Raw genomic sequence first — 22026 nt, 5'->3', positions numbered from 1 at the left:
AGGGGTCCAATCGAATGCACGCCAGTATCCTGAAATACTTCGTCTCGGTCGCGCGGTCCGGGTCCATCCGCAAGGCCTCCGAGGAGCTTCACGTCGCATCCTCGGCGGTCAGCCGGCAGATCAAGAAACTGGAGGAAGAGCTCGGGATCGCGCTTTTCGAGCGGCTCTCGAACGGCCTGAGGTTGACCGTCGCGGGGGAAAACGTGCTGCGCCACGCCCGGGTGACGCTCGAGAATTTCGAACTGCTGCGCAGCGACCTCGGCGCCCTGCAGGGGAAGAAGACCGGTCGCGTGCAGATGTCCTGTCTCGACAGCCTGGCCATCCAGTTCCTGCCGGACATGGTCAACGCGTTCCACCGCATCCATCCCGGCGTGAGTTTTCACATCCACACCGCCGGTCACGGCAACATCAGCAGCCTGGTCGCCGAAGGCGATGTCGACATGGGTCTGACCTTCGATCTGGCCCGGCCTGATGATACCGAGATGCTCTTTCGCGTGCCGATGCCGCTGATGGCCTTCGTCGGACGGGACCACCCGCTGGCCAAGCTGCGGGAGGTGTCGCTCGCCGAGTGCGCCCAATACGACCTTCTTCTGCAACTGGATACACAACCGATCCGCTCGCTGATCGAGATCGAGCTTTCGGTCTTCGAACGGACTGGCCGGCCCTTTGTGCTCTCGAACAGCCAGATGATGCTCAAACCTTTCATCCTGTCCGGTCAGGGCGTGGCTTTCTTCACGCCGATCGGTTTCCTCGCCGAGATCAGATCGGGCGATCTCGTCGCCATACCGCTTTCCGGCTCGCGCCTTCAGAACCTGCATGTCGGGATTCTGGTGCAGCGACGCCGGCAGCGCACGCACGCGGCTGAGGCCGTCATCGAATTCGTTGGCGCGGAACTGCAGAGGTTCAGCGACCAGATCATGGAGTCGATCCATCCGTGAATACAGCATCCGTTCCCGGGCGACTTCTCTTGCGACCGGGCCACGAGGCCGCAGGGCGCACGCAAAATCTGTTGGATCATTTGCCTGGGGGCGCCTCATGGACGACGATCCCGGCCGGTGCTCTGCTTATGCCGCCGCCCGTCAACGCCCATGACCATGGTTATGGCATCCGCACGCTCGATTTTGGCAACGCGGACGATGCCCTGGAAGTGTGGATCCCGGGACTTCGGCTTCGACCGCGAACCGAGCCCTATCTGGAAGCGCTGGTGGCCTTCTCAAGACTGGCGCAAAGGGGCGTCGGCGCCACCATGCATTGCCACAATTCTCTCAATGTCGACCGCCTCGTCGACGAGGCTGGCGCCGTGATGCGTGCGGCGCGCGACGTGGGCATAAGGCTTGCGATTTCCTGTCCGCTTCTCGACCATGATCCGTGGGCCTATGACGGCGGGCCTGAGCGATTGCGACCGTACCTCGCTCCGGCAGACTGGGACGAACTGAGTGTCTCGATACCCAGATATGCGCCACCCTCGGTGCAGATTACGGCGGCCGACGCCGTCGCTGCAGCCAATACCAGCCCATTGATCGATGTCCAGTATGGGCCGATCGGGCCGCAATGGTGCTCCAATGTACTGCTCGAAGCGATCGCCGAGGCCTCTCAGGCAACGGACCGGCGCATTCACATGCATCTCCTCGAAAGCCCGAGGCAGAGGCAGTGGCTGGATCGGCGCTTTCCGCAAGGGGTCGTCCGGTTTCTCGACGAGATCGGCTTCCTCTCGCCCCGCCTCGCCGTTGCCCATGGCGTCCAACTGCGGCCGGATGAGCTGGAGCTGCTGGCAGCAAGGGGCGTGCAGCTCGTGTCGAACCCGTCGGCGAACTTGCGGCTGCGTTCAGGCGTGGCACCGGTCGCCGCCATGCCGGCAAACGGTCCTCTCTTCGCTTTCGGTCTCGACGGGACAGGATTTGACGACGACCAGGATCTCTGGCGCGAATTGCGGCTCGCCCATCTGCTCCATGGCGGCCGCGGCTTGTCGCGGACCTTTACGGCAGGACGCGTTTTCGATGCCGCGATCCATGTCGGTGCCAAGGTTGTGAACGCGCCGGCGAACGAAGACTTGGTGCTCGTGGATTACGCTGCGCTGATTGCCGACAGCTTGATTGACGATCTGGATGAAGCGGAGGTTCTGCTCACCCGGATGACCGCCGCGCATGCGAAGGCGCTTTATGTAGCGGGACAGGAGGTCATGTGCGATGGGCGGCTGACCCGGGTTGATTTCGAGGCTGCCCGGGCCGAACTGCTGCAGCAGGCGCGTGCGGACCTTTCGCGGCTGACCGCCGAGCGCGGGCGCGTGACCAAACTGGCCGCCGCGACACGGGCCTATTATTCCGACTGGTGAGTGAGGGCAGCAAGCAAGTCGACGTATCCGTCGCATGCGAGCCGCCACTTGAAGGTTCGGTCTCTCAGTTTGGCGATCGGTTCGGAGTTGGCCGAACGCGAGCTGCCCTTCGCAGATCAGCACCTGCTACGCGATCACTGCCGCCTTCTCGAAGGCCGCAACGAACGGATGGTCCAGCTCCGTGGAGCACTCCTTGCTCCAGCCGCCTGGCGAGCCCAGCCCGGTGACGTCGGATCCGAAGAACTCCTTGTTCACAGCGATGAAATGGCGTTGTCCGTGCGATATCTCCTGATCCCAGACGATGGCATCGACGGGACAGATCGAGAGACAGAGGCCGCAATTGATGCACTCGTCCGGGTGGATGTAGAAGGTGCGCCCACCCTCGTAGATGCAGTCCACAGGGCAGGCGGCGGTACATTCGCCATCCTTCACGTCGATGCAGGGTTCGGTAATGACATAGGCCATCTTGCGGATCTCTGGAGGGTTGCTTGCACGGCCAATTATTCAGAGTTTCCCTTGCCGAAGAAGCACAGATATTCGCAAGGTCGATTGCCAAAAAGGCAACGTCCAATGCTTTTTCGATCTTGCGGGTCTATTTCTTCGAACTCGAGCGCGTCAACGAATCTTGAAATCTGGATGGTGAAATATCATCTGTCGGCCATCACCCGTTTCGATGCCGCTTTGCCGAGCAGCTTGGCTGCCGCGACGGTCGTCCGGGTCGGACAGGGCGCTCCCCGCAACGGGTTGAGCGCCCTGTCTTTTTTCAGCAGGCCGGTTTGGTCCAAGGCGAGGCGGATTTGCCGGCGCCGCCTTGCAGGCCAATAACGTGCGTCTCCGCCGCCGAGCAGAATGGCGCTTGAACGGCTGGTCTTCGCCGGTACGAGCTTAAAGCGACCGGATTTATGCCGGCTCCTATTTCTTCGGAAACAGGAAGGTGACGGCTAAGCGTACGCCGAAGCCGTCGGAGCGACGGGGCTGGATTGTCATCGGCCCAGCGGTAACGGTGGACGAAGCGCTGGCGCTGTTGGAAGAACAACTGCCATCTGTCACTATTCTCGACGTGACACTGAAGGACGGTATAGTGACCCCGGTTGGCAGAGGCACTTCGGGCAAGCAATATGTACCCTTTGTCATAGCCAGTGCGTATAAGACACCCGCGGAGGTCGGCGGATACGTCCTGGCGGGGGGCTCCCAATGTTGGTAAGCCCACAGACGCGCGCGATCTGCTCAGCGCTCTCGAACAGGTCGGTTAACCATGGGTCCTGCCCAGTTAACTTTATGGCCCACCCGTTTGAAGGCGGCCGACTCACAGTTTCGGCCATGCAGGAGGCGCGGCCTAGGGAAAGACCCCTCGCGCGGGTGGGCAAGGGGCCCAACAGCCGCGCCGTCGGTCATCTGCTGGTACCGGAGGCGCGAACCCCTACGGAGAGGAGAGAGTATATCGCCGTCAGATGAAGGAATGCTTGTCGCCTCGCGCGCAACGGGACAGAAAGAGTTGCTGTGGTCAGATTGGCCGCTATGGTGACGAGCCTTGTTACGACGCATCCACTCATTGCAGCGGAACTTCTTCGGTGTGAACCGGGCCGGCAAGGGCGGCTACGTCCGTTCCTGCACGGTAAGGACGGTTTCGGGCTCGACCTCTCCAACACGCATCGACGCCATGTTGGCGCAGTCGACTCTGAAACATCATTGACCTCTATGCGTTTTATGACGAGATCGGCCAATAGAGGTTTCAAATGTCCATGGCATGGTGCCACTGGAACAATCCGAGCACCGCCTCGCCGAGAGGACGAGCCCGAGTTGAATGACGATCAGCGTTTGCTTATTGAGGCTTATCGTTCTGGTCAGGTGCCTGAGGCGGCCTGGCGGGAGCACCTAGAGCACGACCCGCAGCTTGCACGATATTGGCGCGCGAATCCGCGGGACTAGTCATCTACCCGGATTGCGTTCGTAACAGGTTGCCGGCTAATTTGCGGCGTCTGCGAATTCGAACGCTCAGACAGAAGGCTCCAGATCATCCTCGTGGGATACTGGGGCCTTTTTCGACCTCAGATCGCCTCGCTCACGACTTGGGCTACAATCGACACCAACAAGGCCGCCAGTGCGACGGCCGTTCCAAATCGAATGATCTTCATCCGGCGCCCTGATTGATTTTTGTTATCTGACCAGACGAATTGCACCGGGGTTGTTAATGGTGTTGTTCGCGAGCGTCGCCTTGCAATCCAGCTTGAAGCTGCTGTTGCCGATCATGGTGATCTCCTGCGCGACGATGCGCACACATTCGCCGCCGGTGGAGCCACTGCCGGCATACTGGATCTCGCGTGATGCCGGCATGTAGATGATGCCCGCAAGCGACGAGGCGCTGTTGCCGTTGATCGTCGCGGTCGCCGTATTGTTCCGGGCGGCGACGATCGCGAAACCCGCCCAGTCCCCCGTCAGGGATGGTGTGATGTTGAAGGTCGAGCCGCCGTGAATGTCGAGTTGGGCGCCGTTCATCAGGAAGAACGTGACCCCCTCACCCGTGAGCACCGACTGGCTGGCAAGTTTCAGGACACCACCGTCGATGATGTAGGAGCCCGGCCGCAAGAGGACCTTGCCCTTGATCTCCAGACCGCCATAGGTGCCCGGCTTCAATTCGACGGTGTAGCCGACGGGTGCGTTGTTCGGCGTTTTGCTGGTGCCATTGCAGTCGCCATTGCCGCCACCGCCGGCCACGAAGTTCTGTCCGCATCCGGCGAGGTTCACCCAGCTCCCCGTCGTCGGCATTTTCCTGAACCGGAACGGGTCCAGGATCGGTGGAACATCCTCCACCGCCTTGCCGCAGGCGAGCTCGAGATGGGCCAGCGTTGCCGATACCTTGCCGGTGGCATAAAGACACTCGGCCTTCAAGCTGGCCGAACCACTGAGATAGATCGACTGGGCATCGCTCGAATTCGACGTGATGGTGCAGCCGGACGTATTGACGCTGGCACTGCCGCTCACTTCGAACGCCCGGGCTGCGGTCGAGCTAAGCGCCAGCATGCACGCTTCCCTTCCCGGCATGCGCGCCGCGACGCTTGCGCGGTCGATCGTATAGGGTTGAAGGCCCCAGAAGAGCGGATCGTATTTAAGCTCATAGGTCGCCGTTGCCGTGCTCTCCACGCCGGCTGTGCCGAAAGCGACCTTTATGGCCTGCGACGCCACCGGCGGCGAACTCCCCCCGTCGAGTTCGTCGACGAACTCCGGGATGCCAAAATTGGCAAGGAAGGTGTTGTTCGCCAGGTCTTTCGCCTGGGCTTCATCTTCCCCTTCTCCATAGGACTTGACCGCGGAGAAGGCGGCCGCATCGAGCGCGTCTTGCATCTTGGCGGCTTCGAGATTGATGCGGGCGAGATTGATGGCGATGGAAGCAGCCGTAAACAAGGGGACCATCGCCAGAGCTGTCATGACGGCAAAGTTGCCGTTTTCGTCCTTAAGGATGCGGATAAACGTGTTCTTCAGATCGCTTAGCATCTTGCTTCGTTGCCCCTGAACAGATCACGGCGGCCACACGTGACCCCCAAAGCAAAAAGGCGTCATCAATTGCACTGAGTTGGAGCGAGTGCGGCCAGTTGGAGTACCTTCCCTGCCGCCCCAATCCGTACATTAGGTATAGATAATGTTATGGGGACTAAGAAGTCGTTAAAGGAGGGCATAGCGTTGGATTCCCGCGAAACAACGCTAATGGGGAACCATCAGCATCATTTGATGGATGGTTAACACCGCGCGAGTTTCGGCCATGCGTTCAGAGCCAGTTTGGCGTCAGCCGTTGCAGTGCGTTCGGCCCGCCAGGTCGCGAGCTGTCCGGGATGGCAAGCCCCAGCTTTCCTTCCGCGCGCAGCAGGGCGAAGGTCGCGTATTGCAACAGATAATCCGATAACCTTGAAACTTCGCCATGCCCGGCTGCCATCGACCCAGATGCCGCCGGCCTGCAGACGATCGCGCAGGTGGACGAGGAGAGGACCGACACTTCCTAAGCGCGGAAGTCGATCTTCCGCCACCGGACGCCGGACACGTTGCCTCGGCACGTGCTTTGCGGCGAGCGCCGCCAAGAACTGCCAATACGGATTCTCCACCCAGCGCTCGACCGTCTCCTCGTCAGACAAGTCGTGGACATGCTTCAGGTAATGCAGCCCGACCATCAGCCGCGTCGGCTTGGCGGGGCGTTCGACCGGCCGATAGAACCCTCCGAACGCCTCGTCAAATCGTGCCCATGGGATCACGCCAGACAATCGCACCAGCGCGTGGCGCGGGTTGATGATCGCGTCCAGACGGTCGCGAAAAAGATCATTTCTACCGGAAGAGGGACGAGTTGGCCGCATACACGTCGCGTTCGGGGCCGAGAGCGGACTGACAGCTTTTAAGGCTTTGAACGGCGGAAGCGGACGCTCACTCGAACGTTTCTGGTTGTGAAGACCTCAACTCGACCTTAGTTCGAATGAAACCATCGTACCCAGAGACAATTGGGGGGCACAAAGCGTGTGATTGAGCTCGCACATGTAGCGCCCGTTCTCTTTCGCGTCTTGAGAGCCGACCAGCTCGACAATGAGGGACGAGACATCATCGATGCAGTCGAAGCTGCGGACCTTCTTGTCATAGGATCTCCTGTCTACCGCGCTTCCTATACGGGCGCACTGAAGCATCTCTTCGACCTGGTTGATTACCGAGCCCTTGCCGGAACGCCCGTCATCCTCGCTGCAACCGGCGGCACTCCACTCCATGGGCTGATGATAGAACATCAGTTGCGGCCACTTTTCGGTTTTTCAACGCACTCACGCTGCCGACCTCGATCTATGCGGTCGAAGCCGATTTCACCGATTACCGTCTTACCAACACCGCCCTGCTTGAACGCGTGGATCGTGCCATCGCCGACCTGGCGCGCGTGCTTCCCGCGGGCCAGCAGATCGGCGCAGACCATACCGCTGAAATCCGACCAGCCTTGGTTGCCGCCAACGCCTGAATAAATCTGAAGAGGGAGTTTTTGAAATGTCGAACTCAACAAGAGAACCGGTAAAATTCGCCTATTGGGTCCCGAACGTCTCGGGCGGGTTGGTGATCTCCAACATCGAACAGCGCACCAGCTGGACAATCGACTATAACCGCAAACTGGCGCAGATCGCCGAGGCAAGCGGTTTCGACTATGCGCTCAGCCAGATCCGATTTACGGGCTGGATATGGCGCCGAGTTCCAACATGAATCAGTTTCCTTCAGTCATGCACTTCTGGAGGCGACGACGAAGCTGAAGGTCATTGCGGCAATCCTGCCGGGACCATGGAACCCGGCACTAGCGGCCAAACAGATTGCTACAATCAACCACCTCACAAACGGGCGCGTCGCGGTCAACGTCGTCAGCGGCTGGTTCCGGGGCGAGTTCGCGGCGATCGGCGAGCATTGGCTCGATCATGACGAGAGGTACCGCCGTTCCGAAGAGTTCATTCGCGCGTTGCGGGGCATTTGGACAGAGGACAACTTTACCTTCCGAGGAGACTTCTACCGTTTCAACAATTACTCGCTGAAACCCAAGCCACTCGATCCGCAGCCGGAAATCTTCCAGGGCGGTTCCTCGCGCGCTGCACGCGACATGGCGGCCCGTGTGTCCGATTGGTATTTCACCAACGGCAATACGCCGGACCAAATCGCCAGGCAGGTGGATGATATCCGGGCGAAGGCCAAGGAGAACAACCACTCGGTCCGCGTCGGCGTCAACGCTTTCGCGATTGTGCGAGAGACGGAAGAAGAGGCCAGGGCCATTCTTGCCGAAATTATCGAGAAGGCCAATCCGGAGGCTGTCAATGCCTTTGGTCATGAAGTCAAGAACGCCGGCAAGGCTTCGCCCGAAGGCGAAGGCAATTGGGCGAAATCCACCTTCGAGGACCTGGTCCAATACAATGACGGCTTCCGGTCCAACCTGATCGGCACCCCACGGCAGGTGGCCGAGCGTATCGTCGGCCTGAAGCGGGCAGGGGCGGACCTCATCCTGCTCGGTTTCCTGCATTTCCAGGAAGAGGTCGAATACTTCGGAAAGCACGTCATTCCGCTCGTGCGCGAGCTCGAAGCGAGCGAAGCAGTCCAGCCGGTGGCGGCCGAATAGCCGTATTAAAACAGCGGGTCTCAACGCGACCCGCAACTTGAATGGAATGATCGGGATCTTGATTCCGGTGCGCTCGACATGAGCCAGCGTATCGTGCTCGGCGGCCTGATCATTCTCTTTCTCGTTCTTGAACCGGATGGGCTTGTCGCCCTCTGGGACAGAAGCGTGAGACGCCTCGGTTCCGTTTTCGCACGGAACTGAGGGCTCGGAGCGTCCGCTCCCAAAAGCAAGAAATCCATTTTCACCCAACAGGTCCGGTCAACGGCACCGGCCAACACCCGGAGTGTGTCCAAAAATGACGATCCTCAGCAAACTCAAGATCGCGGCCCTCGCCGCTGGCGTCGCCCTCACGATCTCACTTCCGGCAGCGCATGCGGACGAACAGTATTTCCCGCTGCAAAGCTACCGGGTCGGTCCCTATGCGGCTGGCGGGACCGGCTTCTTCGGCGGGTTCATCGACTACTTGAACCTGATCAACACCCGCGACGGCGGCGTTAACGGCGTCAAGCTCACCTGGTCGGAAGCCGAGACCCAATATGAGGTCGAACGTGGCGTTGAGGCCTACGAGAGGCTGAAGAGCAATCCGAATGTTGCCGCATGGAACCCGCTTTCGGTCGGCATCGCCTATGCGATGATCGACAGGATCACGGCCGATAGGGTGCCCTTGATCACCATCAACCACGGACGCACCGATAGCACCGAAGGCCGCGTCTTCCCCTACGTCTTTCCCCTGCTTCTCAACCCCTACAGCGAGACGTCCGGCATCGTGAACTACATCGCGTCGAAGGAAGGTGGGCTCGAAAATCTCAAGGGCAAGAAGATCGTCGTGCTCTATCACGGCTCGCCCTACGGCAAGGAGACGATCCCGATCTATCAGCTGCTTGCCGAGAAGTACGGCTTCGAACTTCAGCAGATCGAGGTGCCCCATCCGGGCAACGAGCAGCAATCACAGTGGCTGACGATCCGCCGCGCCAAGGCTGACTACGTCGTGCTGCGCGGCTGGGGCGTGATGAACCCGGTCGCTTTGAAGACCGCGGCCAAGACCGGCTTCCCGGTCGACCATATCATCGGCAATGTCTGGTCGAATTCGGAAGAAGATGTCATTCCCGCCGGCGAGGCCGCCAAGGGCTATACGGCGATCACCACCCAGGCTTCGGGTACCGAGTATCCGGTGGTCAAAGAGATCGTTTCGACCCTTTACGACAAGGGCCAGGGTAACCTGGAAGACAAAAACCGCATCGGCTCGGTTTACCACAATCTCGGCATCGTCAACGGTATCTTGAACGTTGAGGCGATCCGTATCGCCCAGGAAAAGTTCGGGAAGCGGACGCTGACCGGCGACGAGGTGCGTTGGGGTTTCGAGCACCTGCAGCTTGATCCGGCGCGGGTCGAGGCGCTTGGCGCCAAGAACCTGTTCCACTCGATCAACGTCACCTGGGACAACCACGAGGGCAACGGTTACGTCACCTTCCAGCAATGGGACGGCAAGAAGTGGAATGTCGTTTCCGACTGGATTGCTCCGGACTGGGCGCTGTTGCGTCCGATCATCGAAAAATCCTCCGAAGCCTATGCCGCGGAAAAAGGCATCAAGTTGAGAACGGTCGAAGAAGCGCAGGCCGCGACCAACTGATGGCGTCGGGCCGGGATGGCTAAGGGGGCCCACCTGGTTTCCGCGCCTCAAGGAAAAACGCCGTGTAGCCTCCGGCCTGACGTCTGGAGGCGAACAGCAGATGACCGCGATCGGCCGGGCACTGATGTCGCGGCCGCGCCTGCTTGTTCTCGACGAGCCTTCGATGGGGCTCGCCCCCCTCGTCGTCCAGGACATTTTTCGCACTCTGCGCCGGCTGAACCGCGAGGAGGGGCTCTCCATTCTTGTCGCCGAACAGAACTCGGCGGTGGCGCTGACCCATGCCGATCAGGCCGTCATTCTCGAAAACGGCGCCAGCGTCCTTGCTGGCGATGCCCGCGAGTTAAGGGCCCGTGATGAGGTGAAAGCCTTCTACCTCGGGCAAAAGTCGGGTGCTTCGGCTCTCGCCGCCAATTCATAACCCATCGAAAGGAGCAACAGGATGACCATTTCCAACATCAAGACTCAGGATGCGGCCCGAGGCGTCCCGGCAGTGGCGCGCCCAAGCGAGCCGGCCCACGTGATCAAGAGCGATGCCGAGGCGATTGAAGTGGCGAAAAGGCTCGCTGCCGAATTCGGTCCAGGTTCAGCGGCGCGCGACCGCGAGCGGATCTGGCCGGTGCGCGAACTTGATGCCTTCTCGCAGAGTGGGCTCTGGTCGATCAACGTGCCGAAGGAGTTCGGCGGCCCGGAAGTCTCCTACGCGACACTCGCCAAGGTGATCGAGATCATTTCCGCAGCCGACCCCTCGATTGGCCAGATCGCCCAGAACCATCTCGGCGTGGTTGCAGCGATCCGCACCGTATCCGATGAAGAACAGCAGAAACTCCTCTTTGCCGAAGTCCTTCGCGGCACGCGGTTCGGCAACGCCTTCTCGGAATTCGGCTCCAAGCGCGCCGTCGATTTCGAGACCAAATTCGTCGATGCAGGCGATCATGTCATCGTCAACGGTCGGAAGTTCTATTCGTCCGGAGCCCTCCTTGCTCATCTGGTGCCGATCGTCGCACTCGACGATGAGGGACGCGCCTGGTACGCGATTGCCGAACGTGATGCCCCGGGTCTGACTGTCGTTGATGACTGGTCTTCCTTCGGCCAGCGCACGACACTTTCCGGCACGGTCATTCTCGACAACGTCAACGTGGCGAAGTCGCACCTCGTTCCAGGGTACAAGGGCTATGACGTTCCGACGGCCGACGGTGCAATCTTTCAGATCATCCAGGTTGCGGTGGATACCGGCATTGCCCAGGCCGCGATCGATGAGACAGTCTCCTTCGTCCGCACGAAGAGCCGCGCCTGGGTGGACAGCGGTCTCGAAAACGCCTGGGATGATCCCGATCGGGGATTTGACGCTGAGGCTCCACGCGGCGCAGGCACTGCTTGAAAAAGCCGGATATGCGATCGACCGTGCGGTGGCAAACCCGACGATCGAGACGGTGGCGCAAGCCCAGATCACGACTGCGGAAGCCAAGATCCTCTCGACGGAAATCGCTATCGCTGCCACCAACAAGCTTTTCGAACTGGCCGGTACGCGCTCGACGCTGGCCGAGCACAATCTTGACCGACATTGGCGCAATGCCCGGACGCACACGCTCCATGACCCGGTGCGCTGGAAATACGCCATTCTTGGCAAGTACTTCCTGAACGGGGAGAACCCGCCCCTTCACGCCTGGAGTTGAACGCAAAGGCTGGAGCGCGCCCCATCGGACGCACTCCAGCTTCACGCCTGCCGCGCTGGCATGAGCGTTCTTTTCTACAAATTGCTCAGGAAAGAGTGGCGGATTTCTTTAATCCACAAAGTTTATGGAGAATTATTGAGCCAAATTGGAGGATCCACATGTCCACACTTCGGCTTGTAAGTCTCACAGGCAGTTTCAATCGCCCATCCAGAGATGTTGGGCCGTCGTTATTAGCCTGCATGCAGGTGCGCGCGGCTTGGCTGGTTCATCGGAGTTGGTTCGTAGCTTCACTTGGCGGATCGGCGACGTGGATGAAGTGCCTCATATCGCCAACGCAACGCACGCCGAAAATCGGTCTTTTCTCTGGCGGCGTTGGCCACGCTCGTCAGTTAACGCTTGCTGCCACGATAAATGAATGCTGATACCGACGGAGCCTGCTGCTCGAGAATGTGATCGACGGCAGGTCGGGCAGGCGCGTGGCGGCAGACCGGGTCGGTGGCGGTGGGGTCGGCGGCGAGGGTCATGGCCTGGCAGCGGCAGCCTCCGTGATCATGATCGCGACGGGCGCAGCTCCGGCAAGGCTCCTGCATCCAGGCATGGCCGCGAAACGCGTTAAAGGCCGCTCCGTCATACCAGATCGCCGAAAGGGGTTTTTCGGTGACCCGGTCGAAGACGAGGCCGGGAATCGTCGCGGCGGCATGGCAGGGCAGGACCGTGCCATCGGGCGCGACATTGATGCCGGTCGAGCCCCAGCCGCCCATGCAGGCCTTGGGATAATCCGCGTAATAATCCGGTGGGACGAAGTCGATCATCATCCGGCCGGCATAGACGAGTCGGGCTTCGGCCACCGCGTCCTTTGCCTGCTCTACTTGGGCGCGGGTCGGCAGAAGCGCATCGCGGTTGACAAGCGCCCAGCCATAGAACTGGACGCAGGCGACCTCGATACGCCGCGCGCCGAGATTGGCAGCGAAATCGATCGCTGTCCTGACATCATCGATCGTGTGCCGGTGCATGACGGCATTGACCGTCAGCGGAATGCCACGCCGAAGGACCTCTTCTGCCAAAGCAAGCTTGCGCGCGAAGCTTCCCCTGTAGCCGCCGATCCAGTCGGCCTTGTCGGCGGTCGTCGCCTGCAGTGACAGCTGGAGATGGTCGAGCCCGGCGGTTTCCAGGGCATTGAGACGCGTCGGCGTCAGCCCGATGCCCGATGTGATGAGGTTGACATAGAGGCCGGCGTCCCGCGCCGCCTTCACCAAAATTTCGAGATCGCGCCGCGATGCCGGCTCGCCGCCGGACAAGTGCAATTGCAGCACGCCGAGCTTGGCAGCTTGGCGAAACACATCGATCCAGCCTTCAGTCGTCAGTTCCCGCGTCCGTTCCGTCAGCTCCAGCGGGTTGGAGCAATAGGAGCAGGACAGGGGGCAGCGATGCGTCAGCTCCGCAAGCATGGCGATCGGTGGGGCAGGGCGGTCCGTCATTGATAATCCACCAATCGCTGGCCGGCGAGGCCGTCGAGGAAATCGCGAACGTCGGATGCGACGTCTGCCTTCGGTGCGCCGTAGCGCTCCGCGAGACGGCTGGAGATCGCGCCGAGCGTGGAGCGGCCATCGACCTCCCGAAGGATGGCAGCACCGATATCGTCGAGCAGCAGCGCCCGCTCCGGGACGAGCAGCACCATTGTGTCGCGGACGCGGTCATGATGCAGGCGCGTTCCGCGCGGCAGAAGGGGAACGGGATCGGTCGTCATGGGCGGATTGTCCGTTGCGCCTCGCCGGGCCGCCAGGCGCCGGGCGGGATGTGACCATCGACATAGCTGCTCCACAGCGCGTCGAGTTGCGCCCACAGGACATCCGTCTTGAATGTCAGCGCCGCGATAGCCGCCTCCTGCTCGGTGCGGGTTACGGCGTGGGTCAAGACCCAATCGAGTGTGAAACGTACGTCCTTCGGCGCCTCGTTCAGGCGGTGGCGGAAATAGGCGATCGTGTCGCGATCGGCAAAATCATAATGTTCCAGCAGGCCGGAAATTCGCTGCGTGTGGATCGCCGGCGCAAACATCTCGGTGAGCGAGCTTGCCATCGCGGCGATGAGCGGCTCGTCGCGCACGAAGCGGATATAAGCGTCGACGATGAAACGCGTGGCCGGCATCACGCCGCGGCCGGAGGCGACATAGGCGGGATCCAGCCCGACGCCCTCGGCCAGTCTGAGCCAGCGTCGGATCCCGCCGCCGTCTTCGGTGCCGCCGTCATGATCCTCGATGCGGGAGCGCCAGATGCGCCGCAGATCCGGATCAGGGCAGCGCGACAGGAACGCGGCATCCTTCATGGGAATGGAGCACTGATACTGCCAGCGATTGATCACCCAGGCCTGGACCTCATCTATCGTGCAAGCTCCGCCGTGTAGTCTGTCATGGAAGCGGTGCTTGTCGTGATAGCGCTCCTCGCCGACACGGCGCAGCCGCGCCTCGAATTCCGCGCGGCTCAGGGGCCAGTCTTCCTGTTTCGGGGTCAGGTTCAAAGGACGATCTCCATGCCATCGTTGGCGATTTCCCATCCGGCGGCCATGATCGTTGCGCGGGCCTCGCTGTCGGGCATCAATGCCGGATTTGTATTGTTCACGTGCGTATAGATGCGCCGACCTTGCAGCGGGCCGAGGCGCGCGAGCGAACCGGCGGGCCCGCGCATCGCCACATGCCCCATGCGCACGCCGGTCTTGGCGCCGGTGCCAGAGAGCGGCATGTCATCGTCGCTCCAGACCGTGCCGTCGAACAGCACCACGGCCGCCTGCGAGAGGTGATCCACGAGCCAGTCGGGGAGGGCGGCGCAGCCTGGAACATAGTGGGCTTCGCGTCCGCCGGCTTGCAGGCGCAGCCCCACGGTCTGTTCGCCCATCGCCTCCAATTCCGGCGTTTCGCCTTCCAGGTAGAGAGGGGTCTTTCCCGGAACGGCATAGGCGGTGACCGTCAGGCCCGGTAGCGGGCTGAAGGGATGGTCCAGAAATACGGTCTCCCGCCGCACCAGGACCGGATCGAGCACGCCGAACACCGTGTTTTCGGACAAAACCTGATGCGTTGCGTCGGTGGCGTAGAGGGTGAAGCCGGTCTTTTCCCTCAAGGTCAGCAGGCCCGCGATGTGATCGACATCGCCATTGGTCAGCACTACGGCCTTCACCGGACTGCCGCGAAGGCTGGTCGGGTGTAGCGCCGGCCAGGTGGCGAGCTGCTGACGCAGATCCGGCGACGCATTGAGCAAGGCCCAGGTCGAGCCATCGACGCTGACGGCCAATGTGCTCTGCGTCATCGGAGCGATCAGCCCCCGCCGTGCGGCGGAGCATTGGGTGCAGCCGCAGTTCCATTGGGGCAGGCCGCCACCGGCGCCTGCCCCGAGTATGACGATACGCATTGTTCCGGTTCAGAACGGATGGTCCGGACGCGGTTCATCTTCCGACGGGCCATACATGTTGATTTCCATGCCGCAGGCGATGTTTTTGATAACGGGTTTCTTCCAAGCCATAGCTTTTCTCCTCCAACTGTGAACGGCCACGGTGTCAGCTTGCGCTTCTTGCAGGTGTCTCGACAATGCGACCAAGGTCTCGGTGTTCACGGAGCAGTTGGGGTTGAGCTGCCCGGCAACCGAGGTCTTGCGCCTATTTCGCGGTTGCCAGGGTCTCAAAAGCGGCCTTGATGCGCTCGCCCGCCTTGGCGGGGAGCTTGACCGCCTTGGCAGCGTCGGCATTCGGCGAACCATCGCCGACGCGGATAAGGGCCACCATGCCCATGCTGAAATGCGGTGAGCATTTAACGCCATAATAGCCCGGCTCGGTGACACTCAGGACATATTCCTCGTTCACCTTGCTCTTGAAGGGTTTTACGCCGTCCGGAAGCATGCCCTTGATGCCCTCGACATTGTGGCTGTTGTCGGTGGGGATGAAGTGAACGGTATCGCCGGGTTGCGCGGCCACAGCGGCGGGTTCGAAGACCATGTTGCCGCTCTCGCCCTTGTTCATCATCTTGATCATGTGCTCGGCGGCATCAGCGGTGCCGCTTGCAAGGATCACCAGGGCTGCCGAAGCCAGAAATTTCTTCATGTCCATCTCCTCCAGTTCAGGTGGAAGGGATGTCCCATGGGGCGGCTGGTGTCGCAATGCGACCTTGGTGGCGGACGAGAGCGTTAGCTGGCGTGGAGCACGAAGGCTTCCAGCGCATCAGCGGCGATCGGCTTGTACAGGATCTCGATTCCAGCGGCTTCGGCGGCCATGCGCGTCTGCGGTTTGCGGTCGGCGGTCAGGATGCGGGTTGGGCGCTCGCCATATTCGGCATGCAGCGCTTCCACCGTTTCGATGCCGGTAAACGCGCCGTCGAGCTGCTGGTCGACGAGATAGAGGTCGGGCACGATGCCGATCTCCTCCAGGAGCGAGAGCGCTTCCTCGCCGCTGCCCGCTTCCAAGACACTGACACCGCGTCGCTCCAGCAACAGTGCGATCGCCCGGCGCAGGTCCACGTCGTTTTCGACGAGAAGGGCGATCCGGTCGCTGTTTCCGCCCGGTTCCTCCGGGATGACCGGCGCTACTTCGCCGTAGTTCGGACAGGCATGCTGCGCCACCGGCTTCAGTTCAACGGAAAAACACGTGCCGCGCCCGAGGTCCGAGCGCAGCACAAGCCTATGACCGAGCAGGGCGCAGGCTCTTTCTACAATGGCAAGGCCGAGCCCCATCCCCTCGGAGGCCGAGGCGGAACCCTGGACGCGATGGAACTCGCGAAAGATCGACTGTTGCTGGTCCGCCGCGATGCCAGGTCCTGTGTCATGGACCTCTATTCGCACCTGCCCGTTCGAGCGGCGTGGGCCGACGAGGACACGGCCGCTCGCGGTGTAGCGAATGGCGTTGCTGATGAGGTTCTGCAGGATGCGGCGCAGATAGGTCGAGTCGCTCAAAACGGTGAGTTCGCAGGGGAGGATATTAAGTCGCAGGCCCTTGCGGGCGGCAACGGGGGCGAATTCGTCGGTGAGTTGCTTCAGGAGCAGGGAGAGCGGCACTGGACCGACATCCATCGCAGCACCACCCGCTTCCAATCGCGAAATGTCGAGCAGTGCCCCGAGGATACCCTCGACGCTCACAAGCGCATTGTGCGCCTTTTCCAGCGTTCCCCGCATCGGCGTCGCGTCCGCGTCATCCCTTGCAGCAGCTACGAAGAGCTTGGCGGCGGAAAGTGGTTGCAGCAGATCGTGACTCGCGGCCGCAACGAAGCGGACGCGAGCGGAGTTGGCGCGTTCGGCTTCGGCAAGGGCGGCAGCAAGATCACCGGTCCGAGCGGCGACCCGCGCCTCCAACGAAGTGTTGGCGCGGATCATTGCGTGGATTGCGTGCCGCTCGCGCGTTACGTCGGCAAAGGACATGACGAAACCACGGCCCGGCATTTCCTGGGCGAAGACGTCAAGGATGATGCCAGATGCGTGCATGATCTCGAAGGAGAGCGGTCCGCGCTGCAAATCCCCGTCAATCCATTGGCGCAGCGCGGCACCGGAAAAGCCGTCGCCGAGGGTAATGGCCTGGTTGATATGGTTTGCCAGCAGCTCGAACGGGACGCCCAGCCGCAGGAGGCGCGGTGGAATATCCAGCAATTGCGCGATCCGGCTGTTCCAGCCGACGAGGCGGCGGTTGGCGTCGAAGATGCCGACGCCCTGATTGATGTGCTCAAGGGTGGCGCGGATCATGCGGGCCTGGTTGTCGAGTAGCTTGCCGCGTTCCGAACGCTCCATGCGGATGAGGTCGGTAATGTCTGTCTGGAGGATGACGGTGCCTCCATCAGCGGTGCGCTGCTCGCTGACCTGGAGCCAGCGGTCGCCGGAAAGTCCGACATTGAAGACCTGCCGTGCCCGGTGCAGCCGCATGCGCTCGGCCGCCCAGCTCTTCGGCGTCACGCCCCGCGGCAGCGCGAGTTTCACAGAGCGGCTGACCGTTTCAACATAATCTGCAAACGTGATACCTGGCGACAGTTTCGGGCGCACATCCGCAAGATCGCGGCAGAAACGCGAATTGCACAGCACGAGGACTTCTGCCGGATCGAAGAGTGCGAAGCCTTCCTCGATCGCCTCGATGGCCTGCGACAGGTCGCGGCGCGCGCGCTCGGCCGCGCTGTTAGCCTCGTTGAGCAGCTTCAGCGTCGCTTCGAGGTCGCGCGTTCGCTGGCGGACCCGCTCCTCCAGCATGGCCGCGCGGCGGAACTGTTCGAAGGCGGCGCTCCGATCGCCGGTGTTCTGCTCGACATGACGCATTAGAGCGTCGGCGATGACGAGCATCTTTTCGAGGTTGCGGGCCTCGCCATCGGCAGGATCGAACAGGCCATCGGAAAGGCGATCGTTCATGGGGCATTTTCCGAAAAGACGGTGCCGGGCGGGTAGAAGGCAAAGCCTGTCATCGTATGGTTGATATGCATGGGACCGATCTGCTCACCATAGGTGGAAAAGCCGATGACGCCATGCTGGCTTAAGAGTTCCGAGACGGGGCCGATCATCTGCCGTTCTTGCGCTTCTATGCGGCGCAGGATGCAGTCGAAGGCTAACACGGCAACGGGATTGGCCGGTTGCTTGAGCGCCTTCAGTTCCGCCGAGAGGTGCCCGACGAGGTCGTGCGGCTCGGCGATGGTCAGCACCATGCCTTCGTCGATTGCAGAGAAGAACAGAAGTTCGCCCGATGGCAGGACGCGCTGGATGGCGCGAACGTGGTGACGTTCGCCCATGCGCACGGTGAGCGGATGAATGGCGAAGGTCAGCGTATTGACGCTTTCCGGCTGCATGCCGATGAGGCGGGCATATTCCTTTACCGCCGGTTCGGCATTGATGCGCCGCACGATCCGGGCCTGCGGATCCGCATCCGTCACGACCATGCGCCGTTCGGTCGGCTTGATGTGGTCCATCTTGAACGGACGCAGCGGACAGGCGCCCCGCATGATGGAGATGACGGCGGCATTGGCGAGCAGTTGCTTGCCATCAAAGACCAGCGTTTCGCGGAAACGCGTGCCGTCGCCCGCCGAGCCGCCAATCAGCGGCATCGCGCCGGTCGCCGCTGCCAGCGCGGAGGCAAGCTCATCCTCCCGCGCCGAAAGCCCGTCGACAAACAGGAGGGCGAACTCTTCCGGCAGGTGGCCATGGTCGCGGGCCAGAGCCTGACGGATGTGCAGTAGCGTGTCGGAAAGGTCGCTTGCCACGAGTTTCGAGAGGTCGGGGACTAGCAAGGTCTCGGCGGCGAAGTGGCGGGCATGGAAACCGACGGCGACAATGCTTTCTTCGTCATAACCATCGCCGGAAATCTCGCCCGCGGTGGTGCAGCCGGCAATCTTCGCGCCCTTCCAGACCCTTCGGGCCTCGGTAACGGCGGACGATACATCCGCCTCGGGCGACACGAAGAGCAGCACGAGTGAAAAGGGGCCGGGGCCAAGGCTTTTCGCCAGGTGCTCGACAGGGCAGGTCTCGTGCGCGGAAACGAGCGCACGCGATACGTAATGTTCGTCCACGGGCGATGGCCTCCTCCGCCGTTCCCCCGTCCTCTATTTTAAACCATTCGGCGCGCCTCGGCGCCAGCGTGGAATGCGATTCTTAGCCGATGGTCTTAGAGCCTCAAGCGTCCGTGATCATCGTGTTGAAACTTGCCTCTTGCGCGAAGAGCACAGCCTGCATGCGCGTCTGGACACCGAGCTTGCGCATGATCGCGGTAACATGCGCCTTCACCGTCGTCTCGGCGATCGAAAGCTCGTAGGCGATCTGCTTGTTCATGCGCCCGGCGCAGACGAGTTGCAAGATACGCGCCTGTTGCCGCGTCAAGAGCGCCAGCCGCTTGACCGCTTCCTCTGACAGACTCGGCGGGACGGATCCCTCAAGCGTGAGATGGCTGGCGTGGATTTCGCCACGCGCGATGACGGAGAATGCCTCGCGGAACTCTTCGCGCGATGCGTGCTTCGGCACAAAAGCATTGACGCCGGCTTTCAGCGCGGCGCGCACGATGCGCACCTCGTCCAAGGACGAGACGACGACGATCGGCGTTTCCGGAGCAGCTTGGCGCAGGCGCACCACGCCGTCGAGCCCGTTGACGTCGGGAAGGTTGAGATCGAGCACCACGACATCGGGCAGCGGGCACGTGGCAAGTCGCGTGAGCGCGGCCTCCAGCGTGCCGACGGCCTGAACGTCCGGAATACCGACCGGCCCTGTCAGTGTCATCGCCAGCGCGTCGCAGAAAAGGGGGTGATCGTCAACGATCAGCGCCGATGTCAGCTTACGCACAGGCTTTTGCGGTATAAGAACTGGCAACATGCGAAATTCCCGATAGGGCTGGCGATAGCTTAGCATTGAATTCGTCCGTCTTCATCGGCCTATTGGCCAGAGCAAAAGCAGCAAAGCCGGGCGTTTTCGCCCGGCTCCAAATTTCAGTTCAGCGAAGCCAGCTGTTTTGGCAGGCGGAAGGTCCAGACCATGCCGCCTTGATTAAGATAATTGACTTTCTTGGCGACTTCCCCACCCCAGAGCGGAACGGCGCCGCCCCAGCCGGAGATGATCGAGACATATTGCTCGCCGTCCTGTTCCCAGGTCACCGGCTGGCCGACGATGCCCGAGCCCGTCTGAAACTTCCAAAGTTCCTCGCCCGTCTCGTTGTTCAGCGCGATGAAATCACCTTCCGGCGTGCCGAAGAAGACGAGGCCACCGGCCGTGGTCATCGCGCCGCCCCAGAGTGGAGCGCCGTTCTTGTACACCCACTTGATCTCGCCGGTGTTTGGATCGATCGCCTTCAGGCTGCCGATATGGTCCTCGAAGAGCGGCTTGATTGTGAAGCCGGCGCCGAGATAGGCAGCCCCCTTCTTGTAGCTGATCGGCTCGTTCCAGATGTCCATGCCCCATTCGTTTGAGGGCACGTAGAACAGGCCCGTCTTCGGGCTATAGGCCATCGGCATCCAGTTCTTGCCGCCGAGGAACGAGGGCACGGCAAAGACCTGCTGGCCTTTGGCGCCGTCCGCCGCCGCAGCGGCATCGCCCGGACGGTTGTCCTCGTTGTAGATCGGGCGGCCGGTCTCGTCGATGCCCTTCGCCCAGGAAATGTTCTTCACGAAGGGATGGGCTGAGACGAATTTGCCGTCCTCGCGGTTCAGCACGTAGAAGAAGCCGTTGCGGTCGGCGGTGGCGAAGCGCTTGTTTCCGTCCTTGTCGACGAAGGGAACGACCTCGTTCACACCGTCGAAGTCCCAGCCTTCACGGGGTGTCGTCTGGAAGTACCATTTGATCTCGCCGTTTTCCGGATCAATGCCGAGGCGCGAGGCGGCATAGAGATTGTCGCCCTTGTTTCCTTCGACAGGCTTGCCGGCATTGCGCAGGTGGCTGTTCCAGGGCGAGGGATTGCCTGTGCCGAAGACGAGCGTCTTGGTGTCCTCGTCATAGGAGCCGCCGAGCCAGGTTGCTCCGCCGCCGGTCTTCCACATGTCGCCTGGCCAGGTCGCGTTCAGCGTCCCGGTCATCGTGCTTTCCTTGCCTTTGAAGGTGCCCATGTGACCTTCAATCACGGGGCGGGTCCAGATGAGCTCGCCGGTCTCGGCATTGCGTGCCTGCACCTCGCCGACGATGCCGAACTCGCCTCCGGAATTGCCGGTCACAACGAGACCGTTCACAATCAGCGGTGCTGCGGTGTAGCTATAGCCCTCCTTGTAGTTGGCGAGCTTCTTGCTCCAGACGACATCACCGGTCTTGCGGTTCAGCGCGACAAGGCGCGCATCGAGTGTGCCGAAATAGATGTTGTCGCCGTAAATGGCAGCGCCGCGATTGACCACGTCGCAGCAGGGTAGGATGCCCTCCGGCAGCCGGGCGTCGTATTGCCAGACTTCCTTGCCGGTCTTGACGTCGATGGCATAGAGACGGCTATAGGAGCCGGTAATGTACATGATGCCGTCATAGATGATCGGCTGGCTTTCCTGGCCGCGCTGCTTTTCGCCGCCAAGCGAGAAGGCCCAGGCGGGCATCAGGTTCTTGACGTTCTTGGTGTTCAGCGTCTCCATCGGCGAAAAGCGCTGCAGGTTGCGCCCCATGCCGTTGGTCAGGACGTCGCCGACGGTTTCGGCGTCCTTGGCAAGATCTTGTTCGGTCACGCCGGCATAAGCGGCGCTTGAACAGGTGAGGGCCGCGATCGCGGCCAGAACGAGTTTCCTCATGGCATCCTCCCACTCCACGCCCGCAGCAGCACGCGGGCTCCACGATTGGGATCATCGGCGCAGTTGCGGAACGACTGAATTGTACCTTGGTCGTAAAATGCC

At 61.5% G+C, this 22026-nt stretch carries 16 protein-coding genes and 5 pseudogenes; 8 read left to right on the top strand and 13 right to left on the bottom strand.

The features are described 5' to 3' along the window. Positions 1-14: 14 nt before the first annotated feature. The gene (locus AC0C6X_RS26170) at positions 15-938 is read left to right on the top strand and encodes a LysR family transcriptional regulator (protein WP_472955975.1); all 924 of its coding nucleotides are present in this window, start codon (positions 15-17) and stop codon (positions 936-938) included. A gap of 128 nt (positions 939-1066) precedes the next feature. Further along, positions 1067-2332: an amidohydrolase family protein gene (locus AC0C6X_RS26165; RefSeq protein WP_173519319.1), complete on the top strand. Its 1266-nt coding sequence runs from the start codon at positions 1067-1069 to the stop codon at positions 2330-2332. A 126-nt stretch (positions 2333-2458) separates the two neighbouring features. Here the strand turns inward: AC0C6X_RS26165 and fdxA are convergent, their stop codons facing one another. The 3 genes from fdxA to AC0C6X_RS26150 form a co-directional block, all read right to left on the bottom strand. Beyond that, positions 2459-2797 carry a ferredoxin gene (gene fdxA, locus AC0C6X_RS26160; protein ID WP_173519318.1) on the bottom strand — a complete coding sequence of 113 codons (339 nt, stop codon included), beginning with the start codon at positions 2795-2797 and terminating at the stop codon, positions 2459-2461. A gap of 1692 nt (positions 2798-4489) precedes the next feature. After that, positions 4490-5824, bottom strand: coding sequence for a TadE/TadG family type IV pilus assembly protein (locus AC0C6X_RS26155; protein WP_247960782.1), 1335 nt, complete (start codon positions 5822-5824; stop codon positions 4490-4492). Between the two features lie 242 nt (positions 5825-6066). Beyond that, positions 6067-6672, bottom strand: a complete 606-nt coding sequence (locus AC0C6X_RS26150) for a transposase (RefSeq protein ID WP_349508053.1) — start codon at positions 6670-6672, stop codon at positions 6067-6069. A gap of 144 nt (positions 6673-6816) precedes the next feature. Between AC0C6X_RS26150 and AC0C6X_RS26145 the strand changes: the two are divergent. The 6 genes and pseudogenes from AC0C6X_RS26145 to AC0C6X_RS26120 all read left to right on the top strand — a co-directional run. Further along, positions 6817-7310, top strand: a pseudogene (locus AC0C6X_RS26145) (NAD(P)H-dependent oxidoreductase); the annotation flags it as partial. Between the two features lie 26 nt (positions 7311-7336). After that, positions 7337-8441, top strand: a pseudogene (gene sfnG / locus AC0C6X_RS26140) (dimethylsulfone monooxygenase SfnG). Between the two features lie 60 nt (positions 8442-8501). Beyond that, a pseudogene (locus tag AC0C6X_RS26135) lies at positions 8502-8642 on the top strand (branched-chain amino acid ABC transporter permease); the annotation flags it as partial. A 94-nt stretch (positions 8643-8736) separates the two neighbouring features. After that, positions 8737-10071: an ABC transporter substrate-binding protein gene (locus tag AC0C6X_RS26130; RefSeq protein WP_247960783.1), complete on the top strand. Its 1335-nt coding sequence runs from the start codon at positions 8737-8739 to the stop codon at positions 10069-10071. 34 nt (positions 10072-10105) lie between these two features. Next, positions 10106-10489, top strand: a pseudogene (locus AC0C6X_RS26125) (ATP-binding cassette domain-containing protein); the annotation flags it as partial. 21 nt (positions 10490-10510) lie between these two features. Then, positions 10511-11744 (top strand): annotated as a pseudogene (locus AC0C6X_RS26120) (SfnB family sulfur acquisition oxidoreductase). 389 nt (positions 11745-12133) lie between these two features. Here AC0C6X_RS26120 and pqqE read toward each other — a convergent pair. The 10 genes from pqqE to AC0C6X_RS26070 form a co-directional block, all read right to left on the bottom strand. Beyond that, positions 12134-13222: a pyrroloquinoline quinone biosynthesis protein PqqE gene (gene pqqE, locus AC0C6X_RS26115; protein ID WP_472955971.1), complete on the bottom strand. Its 1089-nt coding sequence runs from the start codon at positions 13220-13222 to the stop codon at positions 12134-12136. Further along, on the bottom strand, positions 13219-13491 hold the full coding sequence (gene pqqD / locus AC0C6X_RS26110) for a pyrroloquinoline quinone biosynthesis peptide chaperone PqqD (protein WP_173519315.1): 273 nt from the start codon (positions 13489-13491) through the stop codon (positions 13219-13221). Before pqqD ends, pqqE begins: the two co-directional genes overlap by 4 nt. Next, positions 13488-14258, bottom strand: coding sequence for a pyrroloquinoline-quinone synthase PqqC (gene pqqC / locus AC0C6X_RS26105; protein ID WP_247960786.1), 771 nt, complete (start codon positions 14256-14258; stop codon positions 13488-13490). The genes pqqD and pqqC overlap by 4 nt, the downstream gene beginning before the upstream one ends. Beyond that, positions 14255-15142 carry a pyrroloquinoline quinone biosynthesis protein PqqB gene (gene pqqB, locus AC0C6X_RS26100; protein WP_247960787.1) on the bottom strand — a complete coding sequence of 296 codons (888 nt, stop codon included), beginning with the start codon at positions 15140-15142 and terminating at the stop codon, positions 14255-14257. The genes pqqC and pqqB overlap by 4 nt, the downstream gene beginning before the upstream one ends. Positions 15143-15151: 9 nt before the next feature. Next, complete coding sequence (gene pqqA / locus AC0C6X_RS26095) at positions 15152-15253, bottom strand: pyrroloquinoline quinone precursor peptide PqqA (RefSeq protein ID WP_173519312.1); 102 nt, start codon at positions 15251-15253, stop codon at positions 15152-15154. Positions 15254-15386: 133 nt separating this feature from the next. Next, complete coding sequence (locus AC0C6X_RS26090; RefSeq protein ID WP_247960788.1) at positions 15387-15827, bottom strand: pseudoazurin; 441 nt, start codon at positions 15825-15827, stop codon at positions 15387-15389. A gap of 83 nt (positions 15828-15910) precedes the next feature. Beyond that, positions 15911-18103, bottom strand: coding sequence for a PAS-domain containing protein (locus tag AC0C6X_RS26085; protein WP_247960789.1), 2193 nt, complete (start codon positions 18101-18103; stop codon positions 15911-15913). Further along, a complete protein-coding gene (locus tag AC0C6X_RS26080) occupies positions 18100-19251 on the bottom strand; it encodes an FIST N-terminal domain-containing protein (RefSeq protein ID WP_173519309.1) in 1152 nt (383 codons plus the stop codon). The genes AC0C6X_RS26085 and AC0C6X_RS26080 overlap by 4 nt, the downstream gene beginning before the upstream one ends. Before the next feature lie 103 nt (positions 19252-19354). Next, positions 19355-20044 (bottom strand): response regulator, encoded by a 690-nt coding sequence (locus AC0C6X_RS26075; RefSeq protein WP_246304542.1) that lies wholly within the window; start codon positions 20042-20044, stop codon positions 19355-19357. 113 nt (positions 20045-20157) lie between these two features. Then, complete coding sequence (locus AC0C6X_RS26070; protein WP_247960790.1) at positions 20158-21924, bottom strand: PQQ-dependent methanol/ethanol family dehydrogenase; 1767 nt, start codon at positions 21922-21924, stop codon at positions 20158-20160. Between the last annotated feature and the right edge of the window lie 102 nt (positions 21925-22026).

Source organism: Ensifer sp. VA4 (assembly GCF_055710065.1).
Note: the sequence above shows the minus strand (reverse complement) of the source record. Positions and strands in the feature narration are given on the sequence as shown.

Excerpts from the sequence above, each read along its gene's own strand:
- AC0C6X_RS26090 (WP_247960788.1), bottom strand. The coding sequence starts at position 15,827 with ATGAAGAAATTTCTGGCTTCGGCAGCCCTGGTGATCCTTGCAAGCGGC.
- AC0C6X_RS26170 (WP_472955975.1), top strand. The coding sequence starts at position 15 with ATGCACGCCAGTATCCTGAAATACTTCGTCTCGGTCGCGCGGTCCGGG.
- AC0C6X_RS26155 (WP_247960782.1), bottom strand. The coding sequence starts at position 5,824 with ATGCTAAGCGATCTGAAGAACACGTTTATCCGCATCCTTAAGGACGAA.
- AC0C6X_RS26085 (WP_247960789.1), bottom strand. The coding sequence starts at position 18,103 with ATGAACGATCGCCTTTCCGATGGCCTGTTCGATCCTGCCGATGGCGAG.
- pqqD (WP_173519315.1), bottom strand. The coding sequence starts at position 13,491 with ATGACGACCGATCCCGTTCCCCTTCTGCCGCGCGGAACGCGCCTGCAT.
- AC0C6X_RS26165 (WP_173519319.1), top strand. The coding sequence starts at position 1,067 with ATGCCGCCGCCCGTCAACGCCCATGACCATGGTTATGGCATCCGCACG.
- pqqB (WP_247960787.1), bottom strand. The coding sequence starts at position 15,142 with ATGCGTATCGTCATACTCGGGGCAGGCGCCGGTGGCGGCCTGCCCCAA.
- AC0C6X_RS26070 (WP_247960790.1), bottom strand. The coding sequence starts at position 21,924 with ATGAGGAAACTCGTTCTGGCCGCGATCGCGGCCCTCACCTGTTCAAGC.
- AC0C6X_RS26130 (WP_247960783.1), top strand. The coding sequence starts at position 8,737 with ATGACGATCCTCAGCAAACTCAAGATCGCGGCCCTCGCCGCTGGCGTC.
- AC0C6X_RS26075 (WP_246304542.1), bottom strand. The coding sequence starts at position 20,044 with ATGTTGCCAGTTCTTATACCGCAAAAGCCTGTGCGTAAGCTGACATCG.
- pqqA (WP_173519312.1), bottom strand. The coding sequence starts at position 15,253 with ATGGCTTGGAAGAAACCCGTTATCAAAAACATCGCCTGCGGCATGGAA.
- pqqE (WP_472955971.1), bottom strand. The coding sequence starts at position 13,222 with ATGACGGACCGCCCTGCCCCACCGATCGCCATGCTTGCGGAGCTGACG.
- fdxA (WP_173519318.1), bottom strand. The coding sequence starts at position 2,797 with ATGGCCTATGTCATTACCGAACCCTGCATCGACGTGAAGGATGGCGAA.
- AC0C6X_RS26150 (WP_349508053.1), bottom strand. The coding sequence starts at position 6,672 with ATGCGGCCAACTCGTCCCTCTTCCGGTAGAAATGATCTTTTTCGCGAC.